Origin of the sequence: Paenibacillus sp. LPE1-1-1.1 (genome assembly GCF_040676435.1) — a bacterium.
In the GTDB taxonomy this organism is placed as follows: domain Bacteria; phylum Bacillota; class Bacilli; order Paenibacillales; family Paenibacillaceae; genus Pristimantibacillus.
The window spans coordinates 1,419,456-1,445,643 of sequence record NZ_JBEGHY010000001.1; the positions used below are offsets into that span (position 1 = coordinate 1,419,456).

At 50.2% G+C, this 26,188-nt stretch carries 20 protein-coding genes; 1 reads left to right on the forward strand and 19 read right to left on the reverse strand.

Going from position 1 to position 26,188, the window contains the following annotated elements:
* Window positions 1-80: 80 nt before the first annotated feature.
* From MRBLPE1_RS06140 to MRBLPE1_RS06170, 7 genes are all read right to left on the reverse strand, one after another.
* On the reverse strand, window positions 81-1,493 hold the full coding sequence (locus MRBLPE1_RS06140; RefSeq protein ID WP_364142842.1) for an ABC transporter substrate-binding protein: 1,413 nt from the start codon (window positions 1,491-1,493) through the stop codon (window positions 81-83).
* Between the two features lie 100 nt (window positions 1,494-1,593).
* Complete coding sequence (locus tag MRBLPE1_RS06145; protein WP_364142845.1) at window positions 1,594-2,724, reverse strand: DUF4185 domain-containing protein; 1,131 nt, start codon at window positions 2,722-2,724, stop codon at window positions 1,594-1,596.
* A 32-nt stretch (window positions 2,725-2,756) separates the two neighbouring features.
* A complete protein-coding gene (locus MRBLPE1_RS06150) occupies window positions 2,757-3,866 on the reverse strand; it encodes a glycoside hydrolase family 172 protein (RefSeq protein ID WP_364142847.1) in 1,110 nt (369 codons plus the stop codon).
* Between the two features lie 68 nt (window positions 3,867-3,934).
* Window positions 3,935-5,602 carry a ribulokinase gene (locus MRBLPE1_RS06155; protein ID WP_364142850.1) on the reverse strand — a complete coding sequence of 556 codons (1,668 nt, stop codon included), beginning with the start codon at window positions 5,600-5,602 and terminating at the stop codon, window positions 3,935-3,937.
* 19 nt (window positions 5,603-5,621) lie between these two features.
* Window positions 5,622-7,415 (reverse strand): L-fucose isomerase, encoded by a 1,794-nt coding sequence (locus MRBLPE1_RS06160; protein ID WP_364142854.1) that lies wholly within the window; start codon window positions 7,413-7,415, stop codon window positions 5,622-5,624.
* 45 nt (window positions 7,416-7,460) lie between these two features.
* A complete protein-coding gene (locus MRBLPE1_RS06165) occupies window positions 7,461-8,468 on the reverse strand; it encodes a LacI family DNA-binding transcriptional regulator (protein ID WP_364142857.1) in 1,008 nt (335 codons plus the stop codon).
* Window positions 8,469-8,517: 49 nt separating this feature from the next.
* Entirely contained in the window at window positions 8,518-9,600 is a 1,083-nt protein-coding gene (locus tag MRBLPE1_RS06170; protein ID WP_364142861.1) for a glycoside hydrolase family 172 protein, read from the reverse strand.
* A 223-nt stretch (window positions 9,601-9,823) separates the two neighbouring features.
* On the opposite strand from MRBLPE1_RS06170, the gene MRBLPE1_RS06175 reads away from it, so the two are divergent.
* The gene (locus tag MRBLPE1_RS06175) at window positions 9,824-10,729 is read left to right on the forward strand and encodes an AraC family transcriptional regulator (protein ID WP_364142864.1); all 906 of its coding nucleotides are present in this window, start codon (window positions 9,824-9,826) and stop codon (window positions 10,727-10,729) included.
* A 154-nt stretch (window positions 10,730-10,883) separates the two neighbouring features.
* Here MRBLPE1_RS06175 and MRBLPE1_RS06180 read toward each other — a convergent pair whose 3' ends face one another.
* The 12 genes from MRBLPE1_RS06180 to MRBLPE1_RS06235 all read right to left on the reverse strand — a co-directional run bounded on the left by MRBLPE1_RS06180 (window position 10,884) and on the right by MRBLPE1_RS06235 (window position 26,151).
* Window positions 10,884-11,918: a glycoside hydrolase family 76 protein gene (locus tag MRBLPE1_RS06180; RefSeq protein ID WP_364142867.1), complete on the reverse strand. Its 1,035-nt coding sequence runs from the start codon at window positions 11,916-11,918 to the stop codon at window positions 10,884-10,886.
* Window positions 11,915-12,958 (reverse strand): glycoside hydrolase family 76 protein, encoded by a 1,044-nt coding sequence (locus tag MRBLPE1_RS06185; protein WP_364142869.1) that lies wholly within the window; start codon window positions 12,956-12,958, stop codon window positions 11,915-11,917. The genes MRBLPE1_RS06180 and MRBLPE1_RS06185 overlap by 4 nt, the downstream gene beginning before the upstream one ends.
* A 51-nt stretch (window positions 12,959-13,009) precedes the next feature.
* On the reverse strand, window positions 13,010-13,888 hold the full coding sequence (locus MRBLPE1_RS06190; RefSeq protein ID WP_414698856.1) for a carbohydrate ABC transporter permease: 879 nt from the start codon (window positions 13,886-13,888) through the stop codon (window positions 13,010-13,012).
* Between the two features lie 23 nt (window positions 13,889-13,911).
* Window positions 13,912-14,799 (reverse strand): carbohydrate ABC transporter permease, encoded by an 888-nt coding sequence (locus MRBLPE1_RS06195; RefSeq protein WP_364142875.1) that lies wholly within the window; start codon window positions 14,797-14,799, stop codon window positions 13,912-13,914.
* Window positions 14,800-14,863: 64 nt separating this feature from the next.
* Complete coding sequence (locus tag MRBLPE1_RS06200; RefSeq protein ID WP_364142878.1) at window positions 14,864-16,180, reverse strand: ABC transporter substrate-binding protein; 1,317 nt, start codon at window positions 16,178-16,180, stop codon at window positions 14,864-14,866.
* A 201-nt stretch (window positions 16,181-16,381) separates the two neighbouring features.
* Window positions 16,382-17,536, reverse strand: coding sequence for a GntR family transcriptional regulator (locus MRBLPE1_RS06205; RefSeq protein ID WP_364142881.1), 1,155 nt, complete (start codon window positions 17,534-17,536; stop codon window positions 16,382-16,384).
* A gap of 152 nt (window positions 17,537-17,688) precedes the next feature.
* Window positions 17,689-19,287 carry a response regulator gene (locus MRBLPE1_RS06210; RefSeq protein WP_364142884.1) on the reverse strand — a complete coding sequence of 533 codons (1,599 nt, stop codon included), beginning with the start codon at window positions 19,285-19,287 and terminating at the stop codon, window positions 17,689-17,691.
* Window positions 19,262-21,043, reverse strand: a complete 1,782-nt coding sequence (locus tag MRBLPE1_RS06215; RefSeq protein ID WP_364142887.1) for a sensor histidine kinase — start codon at window positions 21,041-21,043, stop codon at window positions 19,262-19,264. Before MRBLPE1_RS06215 ends, MRBLPE1_RS06210 begins: the two co-directional genes overlap by 26 nt.
* Window positions 21,044-21,205: 162 nt before the next feature.
* On the reverse strand, window positions 21,206-22,036 hold the full coding sequence (locus tag MRBLPE1_RS06220) for a carbohydrate ABC transporter permease (RefSeq protein WP_364142890.1): 831 nt from the start codon (window positions 22,034-22,036) through the stop codon (window positions 21,206-21,208).
* 1 nt (window position 22,037) lies between these two features.
* Entirely contained in the window at window positions 22,038-22,931 is an 894-nt protein-coding gene (locus tag MRBLPE1_RS06225) for a carbohydrate ABC transporter permease (protein ID WP_364142893.1), read from the reverse strand.
* A gap of 92 nt (window positions 22,932-23,023) precedes the next feature.
* Entirely contained in the window at window positions 23,024-24,358 is a 1,335-nt protein-coding gene (locus MRBLPE1_RS06230) for an ABC transporter substrate-binding protein (protein ID WP_364142896.1), read from the reverse strand.
* A 212-nt stretch (window positions 24,359-24,570) separates the two neighbouring features.
* The gene (locus MRBLPE1_RS06235) at window positions 24,571-26,151 is read right to left on the reverse strand and encodes a glycoside hydrolase family 43 protein (protein WP_364142899.1); all 1,581 of its coding nucleotides are present in this window, start codon (window positions 26,149-26,151) and stop codon (window positions 24,571-24,573) included.
* Between the last annotated feature and the right edge of the window lie 37 nt (window positions 26,152-26,188).

A 26,188-nucleotide genomic window follows, 5' to 3' on the forward strand; every position in this document is an offset into this window, starting at 1 on the left:
GCATTCACCACCGTCGTATAAAAGTACGGGGATCATCCATCCGGAGCATCTGCCCCCGGACGGTTCTCCCCGGTTGTTTGTTATTGCGGATTCGTACCCGCTAATTTTGATTTTGCAATATAATCGTTAATCGTTTTTTCCGCTTTTTCTAATGCTTTCGTTACATCCTCGCCCTTCATAGCGGACTCGATTGCCGTTGAAAAGGCGATACTGATATCCCAAGGGTAAACTGGCTCTGCTTTTGCATAGGGAATGACTTTCTCGGCAATCAGCTTGCGCCATTCGTCTGCGGATGCCGCAGGGTCTTGATTCATTGCTTCATCTACCGATTTACGCGGCGAGAATTTGGAAAATTGGCTTGTTTTGAAGAAGTCAATCATAATGGCCGGGTCGCCGGCAAGCAGATACTGAATGTATTGCGCAGCCGCTTCCGGATTTTTCGACTTGCCGTCAACTACCAGCGTCCAGCCCCCCAGAGTCGCAGTCGGCTTTGTTTGGTCACCGTCGATGGAAGGCATCGGTGCTACGCCGATTTTGTCCAGCATGTTTTTATAGTCGTTGCGGAACAATCCCATCGCCCAAGATCCGCTAACCGTCATGGCCAGTTTACCTTGACCAAACGGTGCTGCGTCTGCATATGCGGAAAGCTGCTGCTTCGGTATAATACCTTCTTGGTACAGCGTTTTGTAGAAGCTAAGCAGTTCTTTGTAACCTTCGTCCATCAGGTCTGCTTTGGACCAGTCAGCCGTAATTGGAAGATGTCCCGCAGCGTTGTATTGCAAGCCCCAGCTCGACCAGCCAAGATCAGGAGCGGTTTGCGCAATGGAAGCGCCAAAAATGCCTTTTTGAGTCAGTTTCTTGCCGTATTCGATGAACTCTGCCCAAGTAACCGGCGGCTTCGCAGGGTCAAGACCAGCCGCTTCGAATAAGTCCTTGCGGTAGTAGAGTACTGCAGAAGGCTCTACCAGCTTCGGATAAGCATAATATTTACCGTCGACTGTAACGAACTCTTTCACATTATCGTACAGATCGTCGAACACAGCCGGGTCCATCAAGTCGTTAAGCGGCTTGATTTCGCCGTTCTTGGCAGCTGGAGCAATACCCGAATAGCTCTTCGTCATGATATCCGGCGCTTTTCCTGCTGCTTGCGCCGCTTTCAGCTTCTGCGCCCACGCATCGCCTGGAACGATTGTCAGCTTAATCTGAATATTCTCATGCGTTTTGTTGAACTCATCGGTCCATTTCTTGAACCAGGCATCCGTCGTGTCTTCAAACTTATTCGCCCAAAATTCAACCGTTACTTTCTCTGCGGGTTTTTCGTCCGTTTTCCCGTTGTTTGCCGTTTCATTTGTGCTGCCTTGATTGCCTTGATTGCCCGTATTGCCCCCATTGCCTTCGTTTGTACCGGAATTGCCGCAGCCTGACAATACGAATGTCAGCATGAGAAACGCCGCTAATATGCCCGTCAAAACCTTTCCACGATAAGCCTGCATGTGTGAATCCTCCCTTTTTTTAAAAAAAGATTGTTTTATTTAAACGCCGAAGCGTTCAAACCGGAATCAAAAGTGACCACATTAACTTTTTGAAGCGCTTTCATTTGTTCAGCGCCGCTTTAAACCAAAATACGTTATAAGGCTCCCACAGCGATAAAGCGAAATAAATCGTCTTGCCGTCGTCTGCCATATATTGAGGATTCATATAAGGACCGTAAAGGCCCGGATATTCTGTTGATGATACCAACTCGATTGGATCGCTCCATGGCCCCCAAGGCGTCTGGCCTTCTCGAATGACCACGCCCTGACCTTCCTTCAGATAGGTCATGATCCAGTTTTCGAGATATGGATTCCAAATGACGGACAGCTCGCCTGCCGTATCGTCCACTACAAGCTCGGAATCGGCGGGATCTTTGCTCCAGATCGGCTCGCCTTCTTTATCCACTCCTGCGAAATAATCGTATTCGCTCATTTTTTCAATGGATGCTTCATTTACCTTCATCAATTTCACGCCACCGAACCGGCCTGACGGAATACACCAGAAGTAGATATCCGATCCGCCCTCGCCGTTTGGAACCTTGTAAGGGCTTACTTGAATGAAATCGCTGTCCCCCGGCCATTTCAACCCATCCATTAACGTCCAATTTTGCCCGTCGTCTGTTGACTTTGCTACGCTTCCATAATTAGCGTCCCATTGTCCGGGATCACCCCAATGGTTGACTGACATGTAGTATAAATACAAGCTGCCATTCGCATATACACCGTGTGTTGGAATCTTCGTCATTTCGTCAAAATCGATTTTCTTGGAGGGCAGCAGCTCTTTCGCGAGCCCGATCTCATCCGTAATCATCCCGTCGAACGTGATGCCGTCCGACGGGTCTTTATCGGTTGAGTAAGCCATCGTATTGGATCGCCAGTAACTGCCTCCGGCGCCGGTCGAACCGTCCGAACGTTCGCCGAAAGTATCTCCGAAGACGAAATAGTTTTTGTCATCCGCTTGAATCATCGATCCGAGATCCGTACCGAATACCGCGTATTGGTCAGTCCCGTTTATCGAGTCTTTTCCCGTTAATTGCGCGACCTTCTGAAGCTCGGTTACGCTTTTCAGCAGGAACTTTTGATCGCTGCCGTCCAGCATTCCCTTCGCGCTTTGATCTTCGCCGGCACGGCAAGCGGATAAAAGCAAACTTAAGACTAATAAACAACCCGTCATCGTTTTACGCAGCTTCATCATCTCCTTTAAGAGGCGCATCCGAAGCGCGATTATGGGTTAGGGTGCTTGAAAATTTCTTTTAGGCTTTGGTCATTAAAAGGCTTGGTGTCCGGCAGCGGAAGACGTCCCGTTACCTTCGGCAGCGGCTTGAATGATTGATGCGGCTCCGACTGGTACCAATAAGCTGTTGACGATATATCGTCGCTGCGATGGTTGTTATGGCCGTGCTCAATCGTCACTTTAATGCTTTGGTCGAACATGATCGGATCAAGGATATGGTAGCGGTAAGTGGAAATTTTGCCGCTCCAGTTCGGTCCTCCGCCAAGGATGATGCCGTGATACGGCGTGCATACTTCCTGCTGCGGACACCATGCCGTATTGAAGTAGTCTTCCATCCCCGTACCGTGAAGCGTTGGCGGCCACGGCTCTCCGTCGATGAAGATCATGTCATCGCCTTCGCCGTACCAGTTCCACTCTCTCGTTTCCCGCAGGTTATGAATATTGAAATTTACGCCAACGTAATGTCCCTTGCCCTTCGCTTCAAGAATGACGTAGTTGCCGTCGCCCGTCGTATTTTTGCCGCCGAATTCGAAGTAAGCGTTATCTACGCTCGTGTCGTCAATTCCATCCGTCGGGCATTCACGGTTCCACTGGGCATGAAAGCGCAGCTCGTTTTCCGGCAGCTTATCGTAAGCTTCGTAATCGATGTAGAAATAAAATTTGATCGGCTGCTCCGCTTCGCTCTCGATTTCAATTCTGGCATCGATTGCATACGGCATACGGAAAAAGCTGTTGAGCGCTTTGCCGTCTTCCGGGCTCATCATAAGGCAAGCCGATTCATAATTTTTTGTCATCCCGTGTCCAAGACCGAAGAAATCGCCGATCGGCGCCTCCACGCTTGGCTCGGTCTCTCCGTCCCAGTACATGCGAAGCACGATCTTTCTCGGAAGCAGTGCTTCTTCCTGTGGGCCGTCCGTCGCCATGGTCATCCAAATATGGGTAATAGCCCCCGCTCCTTGGATTCGGCAAATATCCGTTTTGTCACCAGGTTTAATCGTATAGTAGTCTTTGTTGCCGCCCGTACGGTCGTAACTGGACTCTCTTTTCCGTTTTCCCGGCCTCATTTGGCTTAGCGATTGAATCGATTGTTGAATTTCCATTGTTGTACCACCTTTTCTGCGATGAATTGTGAGATCGATTGCACATTTTGCAATAAAACTTCGAATACTTAGATGGAGCTGCGTTTCATGGCCTTCAGTCTCTTCATAACGTCGTTGCCGCCCCGGCCGAAATAATCATGCAGCCTGAGGTAGTACTGATAAAGCTCCTCGTATACGGCAGCGTGCTCAGGAATCGGCTTGAATGTTTCTTTTCTTACCCGAGCCATTTTTTCCGCTGCATCGACGATATTCGCATAGCCCCCAGCCTCGGCTCCCGCTGCTACCGCCGCGAACATGGCTGCGCCAAGCGCTGCCGTTTGCGTCGAATCCGCGATTTTAATTTCCCGTCCCGTTACGTCCGCATAAATTTGCATGAGCAGCCGGTTTCGCTGCGGCAGTCCTCCGCAGGCGTATAACTCGTTAACCTCGACGCCGTTCTGATGGAATGCTTCAATAATCCGTCTCGTTCCGAATGCGGTTGATTCGAGCAGCGCCCTATAGATTTCTTCCGGCTTCGTCTGCAGTGTCAGACCGACGAGCAAGCCTGACAAATCCGCATCAACAAGCACCGAACGGTTACCGTTCCACCAATCCAAAGCAAGCAGCCCGGTTTCTCCCGGATTGGATTCAGCCGCCTTTCGCTCCAACCATTGATGAACGCCTTCGCCATCCTCCTGCGCGCATTTCCGCACATATTCAGGCACCGCTTCGTCAACGTACCAGGCAAAAATATCACCCACCGCGGATTGACCGGCTTCATAGCCGTAATACCCGGCCACAATGCCATCCTCTACGACGCCGCACATGCCCTCTACATTAACTTCCTTGTCGCTAAGCAGCAGGTGGCATATGGATGTCCCCATCGCCATAACCAGCTTGCCCGGCGTCACGACGCCAACCGCAGGTACTGCCGCGTGCGCATCGACATTGCCTACCGCAACCGCGATTCCTGGACTAAGGCCCATGGCCTCTGCCATAGCTGCATTCAATTCTCCCGCTTTCGAACCCAGCGCGGCGATGCTGCCGCGAAGCTTGGTTTCGGTAAACGGTTCGAGCCTTGGATCAAGCGCTGCGAAAAATTCGTTCGACGGATAGCCCTTTTCCTTATGCCACACGGCCTTATAGCCCGCGGTGCAGCTGTTTCTTACGAGGCTGCCCGTCATCTGCATGACGACCCAGTCCGCCGCTTCCATAAACAGGTTCGATTGATCGTAAATCTCCGGCGCTTCATTTAAGATTTGCCATACTTTAGCGATCATCCATTCCGAGGATAGCTTGCCGCCGTAACGGTGGAGAAAAGTCTCTCCGCGTTCCTCGGCTATCGCATTCAACCGGTTAGCTTCTTCCTGAGCCGCGTGATGCTTCCATAGCTTCACCCAGCTGTGCGGGTTTCCGCTCCACTCGGGCTTCAGGCACAGCGGCGAGCCTTGTTCGTCCAGCGGCATCATCGTGCAGGCCGTAAAGTCAATTCCGATTCCGATGACGTCTTCGGGATTAACGCCCGGCTCGCGCAGCACCTCCGGTACGGACCGTCTCAGCACCTCCATATAATCATCCGGATGCTGGAGCGCCCAATCGGGACCGAGCAGAGTCCCATCCGGCAGTCTCTCGTCCATTACGCCGTGAGGATAGGGAGTGACATGAGTAGCGATCTCTGCTCCATTCGCAATATCAACGAGCAAAGCCCTTCCTGATTCGGTGCCGTAATCGACTCCAATTGCATATTTGGCACACATCGGTTATTGCTCCTTTCCGTTATCGATAAAGCGGTCCAAAGTTTTGGCATGCCCGGTAATCGGCGCCTACAGGCTCCATTTCGCCAAATGCCGCCCATGCGCTCGGTCTGAACACTCTTTCCTCCGGCACATTATGCATGGAGACCGGAATGCGAAGCATCGATGCCAGCGTAATCAAGTCGCCGCCAATGTGGCCATAGCTTATGGCGCCGTGATTCGAGCCCCATTTGTTCATCACTGTATAGACATCCTTGAATAGTCCCTCGCCCGTCAAGTTTGGAGCAAACCAGGTAGTCGGCCATGTCTGATTGCTGCGTTCGTCAAGCTTATCGTGCACGTCATCCGGAAGTTCGACCGTATAGCCTTCGGCCAGCTGAAGCACGGGACCGAGTCCGGCGATCAGGTTAATGCGAGCCATCGTTACCGGCATGCCAGCACGTGTCGTGAAGTCCGTCGAGAAGCCGCCGCCGCGGAAGAAGTCTACCGCAGGGCACCATTCGGTCGCTTCCAAGCAGCTCTTCGCCTCGTCCTCGGTAATTTCCCAGAATGGCTTCATAACCGGCTCGCCGTTATGGGTTTGACGGCCAGTTCCGTCCAGCGCAGCAGGTCCGGAATTGATCAGATGAATGATGCCGTTCGCCGCTCTGCCGGTCAATTCATGGCCGGTCACGCGCTTTACCGCCTCCGGGCTCCAATACGTGCGAACATCTGCGAAAATTTGTGCGGCATTCGTGAGCAAATGGCCAAACAGCATCGTCACTCCGTTAAGCGTATCGTTCTCGGTCGCCAGCATAAACGGCTCGCGGATGCCGTTCCAATCGAAGGAGGACGTCAGCATCGCCTCCATGAAATCGCCGTTAGGAAAGTAGTCCGTCCATGCCCGCTGTCCTTGGAAGCCGGCTGCGATCGCGTTATGCCCAAGCGCTTCTTCACCGTATCCGAGCCCATCGAGCTTCGGATTCCCGATCATCAGATCGCGTGCGATCAGCGTCATTTTGACAACCGTTTGCCAGTCCTGCTCCTTCTGCTCCGCAGTCCGTTTCAGGTGCTCGGGATTTACTTCCTTGCCTTCCCTGCAGTTTTCTCTCGTCCATGCCAAGGCGCGCTCATATTCCTCGTGGTCGTAAATACCCAGCCCCATCCGTCTTACGAACTCCGTCATATCGACATACTCGTTGCGGATGCCTAAATACTTCTGGAAGAATGACTCATCCACGATACAGCCGGCGATGCCCATTGACACGGAACCCATCGACAAGTACGATTTTCCCCGCATCGTCGCAACGGCAAGCCCTGCCCGCGCGAACTGCAGCAGCTTCTCCTGAACATCCGGCGTAATGGTCGTATCGCCGATATCCTGTACATCGCGTCCGTAAATGCTGAATGCGGGAAGCCCTTTTTGGTTGTGCGCGGAAAGTGCCGCAGCCAAATAGACTGCTCCCGGTCTTTCGGTTCCGTTAAAGCCCCAAATCGCTTTCGGCCTCGTCGGATCGGTATCCATCGTTTCTGTCGGGTAGCACCAAGACGGTGTAACGGAAATCGTCAGCCCCACGTCCGCGTTAGAGAACTTTTGCTCTGCGCGGGCCGCTTCGGCCACTCCTCCGATACAAGTATCCGCAATGACGCATTCAACCGGCAGACCGCAGCTGTGCGTCAGATTTTCCGATAAGAAGGCTGCCGCCGCTCTCGCCATGTCCATCGTAACTTCTTCCAGCGATTCGCGGATTCCGCCCCGCCTTCCGTCAATGACGGGACGGATGCCGATTTTCGGCAAATTACCCTGCAATCGGTTTACGGCTTGTAAGTTTGACATCGAAGTCACCTCTCCTAGTTCATCTCATTTGATAAATGATAACGGTTATGGAATGCATTTGATTTGATGGCTGAATAGTTCCAAATGAGGGAAGACGCCGTCGTCCTGTTTGTTCATCCGACTGAGCAGAAGCTCTCCGGCCCTCTTCCCCATGTCGTACGGCTGCTGATCAATATAATAAAGCCTTGGTTTCTTGAGCAGCCTTCCTGCTTCAACCTCGCCAAAGGAGGCAATGGCCACATCGCTTGGAATGCGGAGGCCGCTGCGTATAAGCTCAAGCAGGACGCCGAAGGTCATCCGGTTGTTAAGCGATACGATCGCCGTCGGCTTGTGATCGGCCTGCCAAAACCGCCGTACCGCCCGGATCCCTCCTTCGACCGAGAAATCGCCATTGTACACATGCAGCGGGCGTTCAATGCCCCGTTCCCGCATGGCCCGCAGCACGCCTTCATGGCGTTCGCGTCCGGTACTTACCGAGGATGGACCGTTCACCACGCCCAGCGCAGTGTGCCCATCCTCCAGCAGCCGCTTGGTTAACCTAAAAGCGCCTTCCGCATTATTCTCGGCAATCAGATCCAGCTTCTTCAAATCCTCCCGCCCCTCCAGACTCCGGTCGATCAATACGACCGGAAGCCCGGAGCGAGACATACTCTCGATTTTGTTTCCGTTGCCTCCTGCGGTGGCAATGACGATTGCATCTACCCGCTTCTCGTTAAGATGCTGCAGCAGCCTGCTTTCTTTTTCCGTATTTTCATTGGAGCTGCAGAACATTAGCTGAAAGCCGCGCTGCCCGACCGTATCCTCGATGCCCTTCGATATTTCCATAAAATACGGGTTCGTAATGTCGGGAACGATGATGCCGATCATATACGTTTTATCCTGCTTCAAGCTTCTTGCAATGGCGCTGGGCTCATAGTGCAGCTTCGCGATTGCTTCGGTGACGCGGCGCTTCGCCTCGTCGCTTACTTTGAGACTGCTATTCAAAACACGGGATACGGTTGCCGTGGAGACCTCCGCTTCGGCAGCGACTTGTTTTATTGTTGCTTTAAACAAAGCCCTTTCACCTCAAAGCCATATTGAAAAATCAGACAGCATGCAAGCGTCAAATCACTTCCCGCCCATCATTATCCGGTAAGGAAGGAAAAGGAGCATGCGGCTCAAGCTGGTACCAGAATGCCGTTGAAGCGATATCGCTTTGCTGCGGCAAATACCTTCCTCCGGACCGCCAGCCAAGATCCTGGATCGTTACTTTTAAATCGCTCTGGAACCGAATCGGATCCATGATATGCCACCGGTACATCCCGAACCGCTGCTGGCTGCGATATAATCCGTCCGGCTTGATCGCTTGATGCATCCCGAGATACGCGGTCGAATAAGTGGAGTACTTCCCGATCGGCTGCTCCCAGTTCCAAGCTCCGCCAAAATAATCCTCGGTGCCCGTTCCGCATATCGTCGGAAATTGCTTATCCCCGTCCATGTAAAACTTAATTTCGCCTTCGCCCCACCAGCCTGTATTATTCACCTGCCAGGCCAGATACGTTCCGATGTAATGTCCTCTACCGTTTACGCCGTCCAGTATCGTATGGACTTCGCCGTATGGTACGGGATTGGATCTTCTCCACTGGGCATGGAAATAAGCCATGTCATCCGGTACATCCGTCAAGGTGTAATCGACCTGATAATAAAGCACGACCTTATTTGACTCTTTGTTCTCAACGGTCATTTTGGCATGCTTCCGGAACGGCATCAGCCAGTAGCTGTTCATTCCGCCCGCCGGGTTCACGGCGATGGGCTGCGAATTCACGTCGCAGCGTTCCTGCCATCCGTTGCAGAAGAAGTCGCCAAGCGGCACTTCGACGGAAGGCTGCTCCTCTTCGTCCCAATAGATGCGAAGGATCATATTCCTCCAATGCGTCGGAAAGCATGTCAACCATATATGCTGAATCGCTCCCGGACCGTCAATTTCAGCCATGGTGAAGGTCGCTCCAGCCTCAATTTCCACCGAAGGAGATACCTTCCAGCCGATTCCTAGATCCCGAGCGCAATTGGCACCGGTTCCTTCCGCTGCCATTCCGCCCTTGCCCTTTTCCCCGTTAAAATTTTCAGCGCTTATCGACCGGGTCTGTGCATCAGAAACTCTAGCCAAACTGCCGATTCCCATTTCTAGACCGTTAAATTTATTCATGGTTTTTATGCTCCTTTCCAGATAAGTACAGCTTTTCAAATAAAGACGGACAACCCTCGGTTGATGTAATAACCGAGCCATAATATAATAGAAGATGCTTTCTATTATTCGGTCATTCAAATCGTGTTATCGTTTACATTGCTTATGTTATCATAGTTTTTTCGGAACTTCTTTAGTTCAACTTGTTATTATTTGTCCAATCTTGCTATTTTGGAGTGATGAAATGGAAGCGTTTTCCGATTCTAAGAAAACATTGATGATGCAGCTCTCGCCTAATGTTCGCAGAGCATGGAATCATCGTGAATCAGGCATGCGTTTAAAAACGCGCATTATATTCGATTATGAGCTGCTTTACTTGGAGAAGGGGGAGCTTACGTTAAGGATCAGCGATACCGTTCATAACCTCCTACCTGGGGACATCGTTTTATTTAAGCCCGGCAAGGAGCATGAGTTTTTGGAATCCGTCGGCGAATGCTGGATGCCGCATATTCACTTTGACGCGCTTTACGCAGATAATCTGGAGGAAGTGCCCATCAGCTACAAAAGCTTAGCGGATTGCAGCGAGCAAGAAAAAAGCTGGATTCGCGAAGACGTTCTGGAATCCGTCCTGCAAATACCGGATGTCATTCGGGTCGATAATCACGGGGAAATATTAAAAACGCTGCAGCAGCTCATCCATGCTTATGAACGGCGGGATCTGGATTTTTTCATTTTGCAGAAATCACTCGTTTTAAAGCTGATTTATCTAATCATGAAAGGCTTGGAAAATAGCGATCTTTCTCGTCGCCGGGTCCATCATAAATCGCTTGACGCGGCAGCCACGCTCATCATGGAACGATTCGACCAAACGATCCTTCTGGAGGAGCTTTCCAAGACAGCCACGCTCAGCGTCTTCCATTTCTCAAGGCTGTTTAAACAAAAATACGGCCTTACGCCGCATCAATTCCAGATGCGCTATCGCATCGAAAAAGCAAAACATCTTATGATCTATACGCCGCTTTCGATCACAACCATCGCGGAGAAAGTCGGCTACGGCAGCGTCTACGCATTTAGCAAAGCCTTTAAGCAAATCGAAGCGGTATCTCCACGAAAATTCATCCAAGGCTTTACCGGTTCGAACGAAATCTAACAAGCGTAAACGGCTTTCGCCGTCCTCTGGCGGCACAAGCTCGTTTCGCGGTGAAATATAGGCTAAGTATAAGTTTCAAACTTATACTTTCCTATATTTTAAAAAAGAAGAAGTCCCCGCCTAACAGCATGATGCCGTTAAGCGGGGACTTCTCTTAATCCATGTGTCTCAGCAGCTCAGCGGCTTCCAGCAGCATGACGCCGCTAAGCTGAACGCTTAACTGGACAGGGAGCGATGGACGGCTCTCCCAAGATGGACCGCATAGACCGCTTTCCATATCCAGCCCTTGCTTCGTCAAGATCGCAGCGTTCGCCTTAATAACCTCCCTAACCTCATTCATTTCCGGAGCGACCCGCAGCAGCTGAGCCAAGTAGCGGACTAGGATGCCTTTAAACAGACCTGTATCGTCAATGCCTTCATCGGGCAAGACTAGCGTTTCCGGGCTGCATAACCTCTCGATGCAGGCATGCGCGGTCCGTTTCGCGTCATCCAGAAAAGCCGAATCATTGGTGCAGCGATATAGCTCGACGCCTGCGCCGATAAAAACCCCTTGGCAGTACGTAAAAGCCCAATCATAATCGATCTGCATATCGCCATTCCGGTTGATTCCGTCCCAGACAAAGCCGGTAGCAGGATCAACCAAATGGTCCTTATTCCATCTATAGATGTTCAAAGCCCAGTCCAGATCGGACTTGTCTCCGAAGCATTGATGCAAACGGGCGGCAAGTATGGCGGCAGGCGCATTGGCTGGCGTATTTTTATAATCCAATTGCCCTTTGTTCCACGCCATGCCGCCGCCTAGCTGTTCGCTCCATGCGGTCTGAATGTCGGCCCACAATTCTAGTACGCTCTGCTTGTACTTTTCATCCCAGGTGGTTTGATACGCCCTGAGCAAAGCTAAAGCGAGCCATTCCATATCATCATAATAATGGTGGAGAAAAGTACCGCCGTTGCTTTGAAGGATGCCATCGTAAATCGCCTCGATGCGTTCCTTGTACCGTGCGTCGCTTGTCCGGTTCCATCCGTCCACAAAAACATCGATCACATGTGCCTGCCACCAGTAATAATAGTTCTCTCCCGGCGGGTTTGCCTCCCGCGGATACCATTGGTTCATGATCGAGGCGCTCTCGTTCCAATAATTCCGGACCAAAGCGTTCTGTACGAAATTGACCTCTTTGCCATGGCTCATTCGCGTTGCTCCGCCATTTTCTCCAGCAGCATGACCCCGCTGAGCTGTACGCTTAGCGATACGGTTTCCCCCGGCTTGGCCGTCCAATCATGATTGAACAACGCTTGGCCGTCCGCTTTGCCGTTCAGCCACAGCTGCTCGGCATTCAAGAGCAGCAGCTGTCCCGCGCGGGCCCCGCCCTCTTCCTTTGCAAGCTCGGCTGCGTACCGGATTAGGATTCCTTTGAACAAACCGCCATCGCCCGTCTCCTCATCCGGCAGCACCCCCGTCACGGGATCGGCCAGCTCCGCTGCAGCGGCGTCAAATGAGCGAATCGCATCCTCCAAATAGGATTGCTCGCCGCTTGCTCTGAATAATTCAACCGCGGCGCCGATAAAAACGCCCTGACAGTAGGTGAATTTCCAATCTTTATCGATGGCCCCGTCGCCCGTTCGGTTCATGCCGTCCCAGACGAAGCCGCTGGCCGGATCGACTAGGTTTTCCTTTTGCCATTTGTAAATTTTTTTCGCCCATTCCAGATCGCTGCCGTCTTTAAAGACCAGGTACAAGCGCACAGCCAAGATAGCAGCTGGCGCGTTAGCGGGAGTATTCTTGTAATCGAGCTGGCTTTTCTGCCACGCGATCCCGCCTCCCATATGCTCATTCCAGCCGGTCTTAATATCTTCCCATAACACCAAGGCTGCTTGCTTATAAGTCTCTTCTCCCGTTGCCGCATAAGCGCGCAGCCAAGCGAGCGCCATCCACTCCATGTCATCATAGAGCTCATTTGGCAGCGAACCGCCGTTTCTCTCCAAGATCCCCTCATAGAAAATACGCAGCCTTTCCGCATACCGCGGCTCACCTGTTCTTAGCCATCCGTCAACCAGCACGTCAACCGCATGCGCCATCCACCAGTAATGAAATATCGTATTGCAGCTGCCGTTCGGACAAGGCGTCTCTATGTTGTACATCTTAATTTCATCATTCCAGAAAAAATGCTCAAGCGCCGCTTGCGCCTCGTCAGCCCGCTTCTCCCATACACCGATTGCCGTTTTGTTCATCTGCCGTCTCCCCCTAGGTCATGATATGAAATGTAACGTCTGCGCTATCCGCTATCCTTTAATTCCGCTGAAAGCAATGCCCTGTACAAAGTAACGCTGCAGCAGCAGGAACAAGATCAAGATCGGTAAAATGGCAACCAAAGCCCCTGCCATCATCGGGCCAAAATCCGTCTGGAAATTGTACGAGAATGCCTGCAGCCCCATTTGGACCGTAGCTTTCGTTGGATCGTTAAGCACGATCATCGGCCAGAGAAAGCTGTTCCAGCCCGCTTGGAACGTAAAGATTCCCAATGTTGCGAGCGCCGGCTTCGTTAACGGAAGATAGATTTTCCAAAAGATATTAAATTCTCCGCAGCCCTCAATCCGCGCCATCTCCAGCATATCGGTAGGAAGCGTCAAGAAAAATTGCCGCATGAAGAAGACCGCGAACGTGCCGGAAGCGCCGGGCAAAATAATGCCCCAAAAGGAGTTCATGAGACCATGCCCTCCCGAACCGAGCAGATCGTTCCCGCCAAAAAACGGGAGATGCTGCAGTACGTAAACGCTCGGGATCATCGTTACGATGCCGGGTATCATCATCGCCGCCAATAAAACACGAAACAATGGCTGGCTAAGCTTGAATTTGAGCTTTGCGAACGCGTATCCCGCCAATGAGCCTAAAAAGAGATTAAATAATACCCCTGCGGCTGCCAGCACGAAAGAGTTCCAGAAATACAAGCCAAAAGGAACAGTGGTAAACGCTTTTTTGTAATGCTCGAACGTAATGTCCGTTGGCAGCCATTTGATCGGCATCGCGAAAATTTGATCATCCGGTTTTATCGAGGTCAAAACGCTCCAGTAAAAGGGCAAAAACATGACGATTGCGATCAAGGCGCAAACGACATAATAGATCGTTTTCTTCAAACCCTTGCGCAGAGGAGTGTCTCCGATCGTTTCCATTAGCTGCTCGCCTCCTATATCACAGACTCTTCCGCTTTTGTTATTCTCATATTAATGATGGAGAAAATAAGGATCGCCACAGCCAGAACGAAGGCCTGCGCCGATGCATAGCCCATTTGCAATTGATTGAAGCCTTGCTGGTAAATTAAATAGACGGGTGTTTTCGTGACATTGGCAGGTCCCCCCTGCGTAAGCACAAATGCCTGATCAAATAGCTGAAGCGCGCCGATTATGGATAACGTACTGACCAGAAAGGTCGTCGGCCTAAGCTGCGGCCATGTAATAAACCGGAAGCAATCGAGCTTAGTCGCGCCGTCCAGCCGTGCCGATTCATATAAATAATCCGGAACGCCTTGTAAACCGGCCAAATAAATGATCATATTAGACCCAACGGATTGCCACAGCGTAACAAGAATGATCGAAAGCATCGCCGTTTCCGTCTGTGCTACCCATGCCGGCCCGGTTATGCCAATGTAGGATAACATTCCGTTTACCAATCCGTACTCGGGGTGGAGCAACCAAATCCAAACGGTAGCCGCGGCTACCGACGATGTCAAGGTCGGCAAATAATTCAAGGTACGGAACAGCTTAATGCCGCGCCAAGCCCGGTTCATGAGAATCCCTAAGGCTAATGAAATGATAATGTTAAAAGGTACGAAAATCACGGCGTACAAAAATACGTTTTTGAACGTTACCCACAATAAATCATCGTCCAGCAGCCGGCGGTAATTATCGAAGCCGACCCAGTCCTTGCGGCTCAGCACATCATAATTGGTGAAGCTTAAATAAAGCGCCATAAATACCGGGATGACCGTAAACACAAGAAACAAAAGCATGGTCGGCGTAATAAACAAATACGCGGTCCTCGCCTGATGACGCTCCAGCTTTCTAACGGAAGCCATAGGAACTCCCCCTCAATTGGAGAAAGGGAGGTTTTCCTCCCTTTCTGTTTTTCACGAATATTGCTTATTTTACTTCGCGGTTATCCTCGAGCAGCTTATCCCCTTGCTCCTGCGCCTTCTTCAGCGTATCATCTATGCTTTGCTTGTTCTGCTGAAACAGCTGGAGATTAGGTATCAAAGCATCACCCTCCATGACGGAGTAGCCCGGATGATTCGGCCGCACCTTCGCAAATTCAAGCGTTTCCATAAATGGCTGCCAGAACGGATCATCTTTGAAAAACGGATCTTCGAGCGCCGGCTTGTAGCCCGGAATGTTCAAGCTTGTTTTCGCCCAAAGCAGCGCATTGTCTTTGTTCGCTAGCCACCATTTAATAAATTCCCATGATTCCTCTTTATGCTTCGCGCCCTCCGGAATAACTAAGCCAAAGCCGCCCATGACGCTTGCTTTATCGCCATTTGGTCCCGCTGGCGGCGGTACGATTCCGAAATCCAGGTCCTTGCCGTATTTTTTATAAGTGCTGAGCATCCACGGACCCGTATACTGCATGGCAAGTTTGCCGGTCACGAATGCGTCCTGCCCTTCGCCCAGTCCTTGCTCGAAGCCGACTTTGTAAACTTTGTCTTGGTTCAACAAGCGGTCCCAGTATTGCAGCACCTGTTTCCCCTGCTCGTTATTGAAATTCGTTTTGCCGTCTTCCGTAAGCATTTGAGCGCCCGCTTGCTGCAAATACATATTGAACAATCCAACATCGCCGAGCGAGAAGCCGGCTACTTCAAGCTTGTTTCCGTTCCACTTCGTCAGCTTGGCTGCGGCATCCGCAAGCTCATCCCATGTTTTCGGCGGCTCGATGCCTGCTTCGGCAAGAAGCTTTTTATTATAGAAAAGCGCGCGCGCATCTACTGTCAGCGGCAGGCCGTAGAGCTTATCGTTCAAGGAGAGCTCTTTAAGCGACTCCTCGAAATAATCATCGCGGGAAATGCCGTCGCGCTCTAAATATTCATCAATGGGATGCAGCACGTTTTTGGGCGCATACAGCGATGTTCTCCAGCGGTCCCAAAAAAGGATATCCGGTGAACCGCCCGAGGTAGCCGCCGTCAAAAACTTGGTGATCATATCCTGCTGCAGCACATACTTCACATGTATTTTGCTTTGCGACTTATTGAAGGCATCGACCATGGTCTCGAACTGCGCTTGGCCTTCGCCGCCCCAATCGCCCCAGAAGGTTAATTCTACTGCTTTCGCGTTTTTTGCATTTCCGTCTCCCGCATTCGTAGAACCGTTCGTATTATTCTGGTTTGCGTTGTTGCCCGAGCATCCTGCGATAAGCCCGATGACGAGCAGCATTGCCGTCCCTTTCATAAACCATTTTTTCAATTTCATTGCCATGCCTCCCTTTTCGTATTTATCTTGGCTAGGGTAAAGAAGCTTCCCTTCCATAACCGTAACCGCTTTCATAAAATGAGTATATTGGTATATGGTGTGTATGTCAATATGAATTTATTTCGACATTTTACAAGCTAATATATCATTATTATTGATATACCATTTCAAAAAAAAAAGCACCCCTGAAGGTCAGGGGCGTTACCGGCGTACCTTATCGGTTGAATCACCGATGATTAAATCCGCTTCTAGCATGACTTTATTAGGGACCGCCTGCCCCTGCATGATTTGCAGAACATGGCCGACGGCCAAACGTCCCATTTCCTCTTCATTTTGCCTGATGTGGGTGAAGGCATATCCGCCGCCGAGTCCCGTAGGCGGACTATCGAAGCAAATAATAGAGATATCCTGCGGGATCCGGAGTCCGATTCTTTCCACGGCTGCTTTGGCAAGCAAAGCAATGTTATATTCAATCGCGAACAAGGCCGTGATCTCTGGACGGCTCTTCAAATGCGCCATTAACTTGTCGATATCCTGCTCGATATTGTTCCCGCTGAATGAATTCGGCAGCGTGGAGGTAAGATCATTTACCCACAGCCCCCGATCCACCGCAATCCCATGCTCGGCATGCGCTTGAATAAAGCCTTCAATCCGTTCCTCGACAGCCGTCGTATCCGTTGGCGGAGGCGACAGAAATGAAATATGGCGATGACCGAGTTCAAATAAGTGGGCTGTCGCTTTTCTTGCCGCCGCGGCATTATCCGTGCTGATTGAGGCTGCGGATACTCCCTTTAAATGACGGTCAATCAATACTAAAGGAAACCGGCCGATAACCAGCTTCAAAATTTCCTCATTGAAGTATTCGCCTTGGGCCGGGAATACGATTAACCCGTCTACGCCCAAATGAAGGAGCTTCTGAATCGACAGCTCTTCATTAGCGGGAACGCCAAAGGATCGGCGAAGGACGAGAAAACAATCATGTTCCCTGGACGCTTCTTCCATGCCATAGATCAAGCCCGTTCCGTAGCTGTTGCCAAAATCGGTAATGACGAGCCCTATCGTTGTCATTTCCGTGGAAAAAGCAGCAACAGGCGCCCCAGAAGAGGCTGCCACTGTCCCAAAATCGGTGTCAGGATCGGCTACAAATGACCCTCTGCCCGGCTTTCTTACAATTAAGCGTTCGTTCGTAAGCAGCTCAAGCGCTTTTTTGCTCGTAATACGGCTGACGCTGTAAGCTTCTGCCAGTTCCTTCTCCGAAGGGATTCGTTCTCCGACCCCATAGACCTTCGTTAAGATTTGGTTTTTTACCGATTCAAATATTTTTTCGTACATCGGTTTAGATGATGTTTCATTCAAAGCGAGCCCCTCCCTTCCATTCCAGCCTATCTGCACAACCTAATAATATATCATGATATATCATTCAAAGTTGTTTTGCAATGGATTTTCAACCGCATCAAACCAATAGGCCAATCCGACATGCTGATTGGCCTAACAAATTGAATCCGTGCTTATTCCGTTGTTTTTTTCGTATCCTGCCGATATTCGATTGGCAGCTTGCCGTACATTTTTTTGAACATATCGCTAAAATGCCGGGCATTGTTGTAGCCAACCTTGTCCGCGATCTCATAGACCATCAAATCGGTCAGGCAGAGCATGTCTGCCGCATGGCGCATGCGAACCTCCGTCACGTACTGTTTAAAGTTTTGTTTCGTATGCTTCTTGAAGAAGCTGCTGAAATAATAAGGGTTCATGAAAGCCATGCTTGCCATCGACTCCAGCGTGATCTCCTCGCTGTAATGCTCATCGATGTATTGCTTGATTTTAGCCAGCACGATTTTGTCCTTATTGCCGGAATCGCTGTCCATTTCACTGTAGGTTTTCTCAAACAAACCGATAATTTCGGTGCTCATCCAATCAAAGGTCTCGAAGGAAGCGAGCAGCTGCTGCAGCTCCCGTTTGTCCAAGGCGCGTTCTGACAATCGCACGCCTGATTTGGACAGCTCCTGGATAATAAACGACATCGAGGAAAAGCAGGTGGATACGGCAAGAGAACGATTGCCATACGTTTCGTTTTTTATCGTATCCAGCCATCCGGCCAGCGCAGCCTGTACCTCGGGCCATGCCTTTGCCGTCATCCCGCGGATGATCTCCCATTGCATTTCATACAGTTCCTTATCGAAGGGATGCTGCTGCCCCTGCGGAACAAAGCCCAACACGCGGTTCAAGCCCACAAAATATTTCATTTCCATCGCTTGCTCCGCTTCGCGGTAAGCAACTGCCAGCCTCATCAGCCCGCTCGCCGGCCGGCTGAGGGATGCCGAAACCTTCAGCTTCAGAAAGGTTTCTATTTTCTTTTGCATGTCTTCGGCCAGCATAAACGGCTCTTCCGGCTCGCCGTGGCTGAGAACGCAAACATGCCGATCCCGCTTCATAAAAACATAACCGATACCGGTATCGGTTATGACCTCCTGCAGCATGTTGCCAATAGCGAATTCGATCAGCTTCTTTTCCTTTTCCGTCCAGCGGGCCGTCTCTTCTTTCAAACGCTCAACCTCGACGATCATAACCGAATAGCGGGGTCCTTGAAGCTGGGTATCCGTTTCTTGAAAAGATTTCGTATTAGGCGACAAGTTGCCGTCCGTTAATTGAATGAGGGCATCCTGCATTTCCTCATGCCGGCTTTTCCGCTCCAGCAGCTGCAGCTTTCCTTTTCGCTTCTGCTCCTCGTTATGCTCCGTTATTAATGAAATGGCTTTGCCCAGCACGCTCTCCAGCTGCTGCTTCACGACCGGCTTCACCAAATAGTCGACCGCCCCAAACGCAACCGCGTCTCTTGCATAGGAAAACTCCTGATACGCGCTAATAAAAATCACTTTTACCGGCAATCCTCTTTGCTTGATCTCTTTTATGATTTCGATGCCAGACCGATGCGGCATGCTAATATCGCTAATAACCAGATCGGGATTCAAGTCTTCGATAAGCTGCATGAGCTCGTTGCCGTCGTAGGCATGACCGACGATTTCCATGCCGAACGACTCCCAATCCATCAGCTTCCGCAATCCTTTTATGATAATCGGTTCATCATCTGCCAGAATGAGTCGTATCATGCGTCAGTTCCTCCTTCACCGGAAATAGCATCAGCACCGAGGTGCCGACATGCTTGCGGCTGCTTACCGATACGCCGTAGCCTTCTCCGCAAACCGATTTTATTCGTTCATGCACATTTTTCACGCCGACATTTTTAGAAGGAGCCGCTGCATCCCCAAGCATCGCGTTAAGGCGATCTAGCTCCGCCTTATCCATGCCTACGCCGTCATCGTAAACGGTAACGGCAAGCTTATTCTCCCAAAGCTCGATCGATATTTTCACAATGCCCTTTCCTTTGAGCCGGAGCCCGTGCTGAATCGCATTCTCGACGATCGGCTGCAGGGAAAGCTTTAGGATCGGCCATTCCATATTTACCTCTTCCGAAATATCGCATCTGAGCTCGAATCTGTTTTCAAATCTTACCTGGATGATATAAAAATAATCGTTGAGATGCTCCAGCTCCCGCTGGATGGTCACCCAATCCTCGCCGTAATCGATCACGTATTTCAACTGATTCGAGAGCGACAGAATCATATCCGCTACTTCGTCCGCATCGCTGTGAACGGCATTCATCCGAATGACCTCCAGCGTATTATATAAATAATGAGGCCTAATTTGGCTCTTCAGCGCATTCAGCTCGGTTTGCTTATGCTTAATCTCGGCTACATAAGCCTCATTGATGAAGGCCTGCAGCCGATCAACCATCCGGTTGAAGCCATGGGCTAATCTTCCCATCTCATCGTTGCTTTTCACTTCAACCTGGATCTCCAGATTCCCCGATTCCACCTTGGCCATCTGTCTGATTAACCCCCGAATCGGGGCTGCCAATCGGCGGGAAAACCAGGTGCCCATAAAGATAAGCACGAGCGAGCAAATGCCGATCGCGATATAAACCGCTGAACTGGTCGTACCTAGCTGCTTGTATATCTCCTCGTTCTCTAATTTAACCAGCAGCTGGCCTTTAATAAACGGAATCTCCTCGCTTAAAATAAGCTTTCTGTTGTCGTTTTCCGAGGAGATAGGGATTTGGATGGCAGCCAGCTCCTTATTGCTGAAGTATGGCCGCTCTTTATCGTCTAGCACATACAGCTCGTCCTTTTCTCCCAAATTGAGCTCGCGCAAAAACTGGTCCGCGATTTTGGCGTCGACATCAAAAAATAAAGTGCCTACGATTTTGGGCTCCCGCGTGAGGGTACCGGATGTATCGATCAGGTTCCTGCCGATCGTAATGACGTTGTCCTGGGAATTAAAAATATAATAATCCTCATGCGTCGGATAAATCATCAGTCCGGTAGGGTCATCCTTCATCGTGCTTAGCCATTCCTCTATGGGCAGCTTTTCCGGAATGATCACTTTATTTTCTTTCGTCTGATAATAAAGCTTGCTGTCCTTCGTCCGGACAAAATATGCGCTCGTGATGTACCGGTCGCTGTACATGATCATTTTGAGAAAAGCATCGATTGGAACGGAATTGATTTGCTGCAGCTCATTTACGTTGCGGGTCTGATTGTCCGAGAAGCTGTCCTGCAGGCCGTCATATCGCCCCGTGTACATCAGCATGGAGATTTCGTTATAGTTATTGAACGCCGAATTCAAGTTATAGCTGATATAAAGAACCATCTGGCGCAAATTATCGTTAGTGTACCGCTCGACATGTCCCGTAAAAGTCTGTACGGAGAAATAACTGAGCGCAAACAAAGGAATAAGTCCGACTAATATAAATGCCGCCGAAAATTTCACGAATACGCTGTTCCATCTTTGCCCCCACGATTTCATCGATATGCTCCTCCTATGCAAACGCCGCCCCATGATATGTGTTCTAATCATAACATGAAACAGCCGTCCCCTTAATCCTGCCCGGCAAGCAACAGGCACAGCCGGAAATTCCTCAAGAGGAGTTTCCGGCTGTGCGGCAGATGCGGATGTTTATTTTCGAGCTTACCCTTTGATTGCGCCGGACGAGACGCCTTTGACGAAATACTTCTGCAAGGAAAGGAATGCGATGAGTACCGGGACAAGCGACATCGTCGTACCCGCGAAGATCATGTCCCAACGGGATGAGAATTCGCCGACGTAATAGAACAGCTCGACGATCATCGTTTTGGCGTGGCCGGATGGCAGCACCATCATCGGCATCAGGAAATCGTTCCAAATCCCGAGACCCTGCAAAACTACCATGCTAGCCGTTACCGGCCCTAGCAATGGGAATACGATTTTCCAAAATATCCCTGTTCTTGTGCAGCCGTCTATCTCCGCCGATTCCTCGATTTCCCGAGGGATACCCTTGAGAAAGCTTGTATAAAGCAGGATGCCGAAGCCGACGGACCCGGAAATATACACAAGGATAGGCCCCGTTAGAGTTCCGAATAGGCCGATCATCTTCAACTGCTTGAACAACGGAATCATGTATACCTGGAAAGGAATCATCATGCCGAAAAGGAAGTACGTGAACACGCCATTCGTCCACTTCGAATTCGTTCTCTCGATCGCATAGGCAGCCATCGGAATGACGAGCACCATGGCAATAATGGAGACAAAGGTTAATATCGCGCTGTTAAGCATCGCTGCCGGATACTGGGTCTCCGTCAAAAGATACTTAAAGCTATCTAGATAAAGCCCTTTCGGGAAAGCGATCGCGTCGCGCATGATTTCGCCGTTGCTCTTGAAGGCGGACATGATATTAAAGTAAATCGGAAAAGCAAACACGGCAGCGATAACAAACGTAACGGCGAAAACGACGACTTCGTTGGCCTTAATCTTTTTTTTCATCCTACATTTGCACCTCTCTTTTCCGAAGAACCTTCATTTGAATCAAGGAGATCGCAAGCGTCAGCAGGAACAGCACCATCGAAAGCGCCGTACCAAAGCCCTGCCTCAATTCGCCGAAGCCGACTTTATAAATGATATACGTCAACGTTTCGGTTGCGAATCCCGGACCGCCGTCGGTCATGACCGCGATTTGATCGAAGATTTTGAGTGAGCCGATCATGGAGAGCATCAAGCATACCGTCATCGCCCCTGCGAGCAAAGGGAAAGTAATGCTTCGGAATTGCTGCCAGCGGTTAGCGCCGTCAATGCTCGCCGCTTCATGCAATTCCTGCGGGATGCCTTGGAGCCCTGCCAAATAAATGACCATATAGTAACCGGCTGCCTTCCACACGGTTGAGAGAATAATCGCGATTAAAGCGAAATCGGGATTTCCCAACCAGTCTGCCTTCAGGAAACCGAGGCCTGTCATATCCAACAATTGATTTAAAACGCCAAAGTTGTAATTCATAATGATCATCCAAATAAAGCCCATAATAATACCGCTCATTAATACCGGAAAATAGAAGATGCTGCGGAAAAAGTTTCGGAACCAACGCACCTGATCTACTAAAATGGCAAGCAGCAAGGCTAGCGCATTTTCCAAAATCACGAGTGAGAACGCGAAGATCAGCGTATTTTTCAAAGCATTGTGAACCCTTGGGCTGCTTAGGATTTCCTTGAAATTATCAAGTCCGATGTACCGGATATTGCTGCTTAGCCCATCCCATGAGGTAAAGCTTAAATATACGCTGCTCAGCGTCGGGACGATGACGAAAGCCGTATATAGTAGAAATGCGGGCAATATAAACCAAATGGCATAATTTGTCCATTTCTTTTTCTTTAGCTGGGCAATCATGGCTCTCCTACCTCCTAAGTTCTTGATAAAAAGAGAACCTCCGCGTAAGCAGAGGCTGCTCTTTTTGACCTTCTTTCCTTACGGCGCAAGTCTTATTGCTGATTGGCTTTTACATTGCTGTCGTATTCTGCGTCAGCTTTTTTCATGTATTCCGTTACGTCGCCGTTTTTCAATACGAGCTCCTGAAGAAGCTTGTAATACCAGTTGCGGAATTGCGGAGGAATCGCATTATCGCCGTACCAGTTCGCCAGGCCTAACGATTTGTTCACCGCGGAATCGCCAACCAGTCTCATGACTTCTTGCATTTGCTCGCCTGTTTCATAAGTCACTTCAGCCGATGTCGTCGGAATGCCGTTTACGGTAGCTAGGTATGGTCCGTATTGCTCCGGCTCAAAGAAGAATTTGATGAACGCTTTGATCGCTTCCGCTTTATCCGGGTCTTTGGCTCCCTGAGCCGATAGCGACCAGCCAGCAAGGTTAGGCAGTTGGTTAATATTCACTTTGCCGCTGCGGTCAGGGATGGCGTAGAAGCCAAACTCGAAGCTTGGATCGGCTTCCGCGATTTGTCCGAACATCCAAGGACCGGAGAACAACTGAGCCGCTTTGCCGCTCACTAGAATGGAAGCTGTTTGGTTGTCAGCCGTGCTGAGCCAGCCTTTATCCACGTATTTGCTGAATAGCTCTTTATAGTCGGTTACCGCTTGAACCATGCCGGCATCCGTAAAGCTTGCCGTTTGTGCCGTGCGCTTCGAGTTCCAGTCCGGATCCTTGGAATAAACCTCGTTGATGAAGAAGAAGTTTGTCCAGAAGCCCATGTGGAAAATATCTTTGCCGCCGACTACGATTGGCGAAATGCCGGTAGCCGCAAGCTTTTCTTGGATCGCTAAAAACTCATCGTACGTTTTTGGAAGCTCGGTTACGCCTGCATCCGCATAGGCTTTCTTGCTGTAAATAATCCCCTGCGGCGCTGTGCCCGTAAGAGGAGCATTGTATATTTTGCCATCATATTCCGGCAGGATCGAGAACAAGCTGCGGAGATCTTCCGGAAGCTCTACGATTTTTCCTGCGTCAACGAATACTTTGGTGTCGCGCATTTCTACGAGATCAGGGAATTGGCCTACCGCATCTTTGGTTTTAAGCCAATCTAGATAAGAAGCCGAAGTCGTTTCGCTATAGTTAACAATTTTGATATGAGAATTTTTTGCCGTAAAGGCATCAATCGTCGTTTCAATTGCTTTTTTCGTTGCCGGGTCACCTGTTGCGTAAGCCAGCGTGAAGCTTACTTCTTTCTGCGGCGCGTCTGTCGGATTCTCCGATGTGCCTGCATTATTGCTTGGCGAAGCCGTATTATTGCCGCCGCATGCGGTCAAGATCACGGTCAATGCCAACATTAGAGTTACCAATTTCAAAAATGATTTTTTAGCCATATTCATTTGACCTCCCTTTAATTTCCGCTGTTTAAGAGGAATTGTCATGTAAGATGTGCGCATCATCTTGTGCAATCCCGTTTCCTTGATCTAAGATTATCATCAAATTCCGACAGCTTAAATGAAGTTTTTTAAGGACGGTATGCCGTTAATTTAAGATCATTGCTGCGCCGAAGAGCAAGCTAAGCCAAACGGCTGGTTATTTAGTCTTATTATTCAACTTCCGTTACATAGCTCAAATAATCAAAATCCGCATGCTTCTTTGTTCCGTTGATGTCCTGTGCGCATAAGCCGATCATCGTGCCGGTAAAACCCAGCTTCCCTCCGAACTCGTCGGACAAAACGCCTGTATCCTGCACTTCTCCAACCTGCTGCCAGGTCTTACCGTCTTCAGCGCCGTAGAAGCGCAGCGACCTCTCGTGAACAACCGCCTTTAAATAATAAGCATCCCAACCATCGACAGAGAGCTCATGCTCTCTATTTTCGCTGTATTTTCCTTGAATGCTTGTGATCAAACCAAGTTTCCGTCCGTTTTCTCCGTCCTGCGTAACGCGTAAATAAAAATAGTCCAGCTCGTCATAATAAAAGACAAGCCCCGCCATTTGCATGAAATGCTCAGGCTCGTATTCCATACGCGTTTCTACCGTACAGTTGAAATGCTGCAATCTCCGCGCAACCATGCTCTGCTGATGCCAGGAATGCAGCGATTCCCTGCCGCGGAGCCTTAAGTATCCAGGCCTCTCCGTCAGGCTGAGCCACGTGTCTTCGGCCGGAGCGCGCAGCGTTTGATAGTGATAGCCTAGACTAGGCAGATCGAAGTCATCCTTCGCATGCTGAATGGGAAACGGATGCGGCGCAAGCTGCGGAGCAGGTACCGTGAGTGCAGGCAATTTCCCCTCATGCTCCAGGCGGAGCCAGCCATCCTCTGTCCAGCAGCAGCGCTGAATCGACGTTTCCCTGCCGAGCGGGTTAAGCTTTGTGCCTGCAAAGGGGCGGCTGCAAATATGCGTCATATACCATTCGCCGGTTTGTGTTTCTACTACCATGCCGTGGCCTGCATTTTGCAGCGGATAATCAGGAGCACCTTGGGTTGTCAATATCGGATAGGACGGGTCTGTTTCGTAAGGACCTTCCAATTGACGCGAGCGGGCTAACGTAGCGGCATGGTTAATCCCTGTGCCTCCCTCTGCAACCAACAAATAATAATAACCGTTCCGTTTAAACACTTGGGGTCCCTCGGTCACGCCTAGATCCGTGCCCTCGTATATTTTCTTCACAGGTCCGACAAGCCGCTGCTCTATGGGATCGTACTGCTGAAGCAGAATACCGCCAAACCGGGAATGGCCGTCCCGGAAATCCCACTGCATATTCAGCAGCCACTTGGTCCCGTCCGTATCATGGAATAAATAAGGATCAAAACCGCTGCCGTTCAAATAAACCGGCTCGGACCATGGTCCGCTCATGCTCTCTGACGTTACCAAATAATTATGCAAATCCTTATAGACGCCCTTGCGGCCCTTTACATCCGTAAACAATAAATAAAAAAGACCGATATCATAAGAAAGCGCCGGTGCCCAAATGCCGCCTGAGCTTGGATTGCCTCTCAGGTCTAATTGCGAAGTGCGGGTCAGCGCATGAGGCAGCAGCTCCCAGTTCGCCAAATCCTTGGAATGGTAAAGCTGAACACCCGGAAACCATTCAAAGGTAGACGTTGCAATATAATAGTCTTCCTCCACGCGCAGGAAGGATGCATCCGGGTTAAAGCCGGGCAAGATCGGATTGTGTATGACCACTTACTTTGCCTCCTTATTTGTTTGTCCTGTACCCTTA